Origin of the sequence: Pseudomonas sp. SbOxS1, from assembly GCF_013416725.1 — a bacterium.
Taxonomy (GTDB): Bacteria; Pseudomonadota; Gammaproteobacteria; order Pseudomonadales; family Pseudomonadaceae; genus Aquipseudomonas.
Map to the genome: position 1 here is coordinate 1 of NZ_JAAVXC010000084.1, position 564 is coordinate 564.

Below are 564 nucleotides of genomic sequence, written 5' to 3' on the forward strand. Positions count from 1 at the left end.
CGAAGAAGTTCGTGGAAATGCAGACCACCTGCGAGCGGCCGGAGCCGCTGGGACCCGCTGCCGCAAGGGGGCTGATGGCGAAGGTCTAGCGCGGCAGGGGTAGTGACAGGTGATGGTACAACCAAGTATTGAGGGGCGAAGCACCATTGCCGGGCACCCCCACCCCGTTTTGCATGTCGCGTGGCGACATGCTTCACGACCCTCCCCACAAGGGGGGAGGGTGATGCGGCGGCGGCGCCACGCCTAATTCTGAAGGACCTGATATGTCTTACGCGCCCGCCCCAAACCGTTACGAAAACATGGTCTACAACCGCTGCGGCAGGTCGGGCCTCAAGCTGCCAGCCATTTCGCTCGGCCTGTGGCACAATTTCGGCGACGACACCCCGCACAAGACCAAGCGCGCCATCTGCCAAAGGGCTTTCGACCTCGGCATCACCCATTTCGATCTGGCCAACAACTACGGCCCGCCGCCCGGCTCGGCCGAGACGGCTTTCGGTGAAATCCTGCGCACCGACTTCGCCGGCCTGCGCGACGAGATGATCATTTCGACCAAGGCCGGCTACG

The 564-nt window shown here is 63.5% G+C and carries 1 protein-coding gene; it reads left to right on the forward strand.

Annotated elements, in window-relative coordinates; all coding sequences use genetic code 11:
* Window positions 1-263: 263 nt before the first annotated feature.
* Window positions 264-564 (forward strand): aldo/keto reductase (locus tag HFK74_RS32925; RefSeq protein WP_180207231.1); only part of this gene is annotated, 301 nt, incomplete at its 3' end.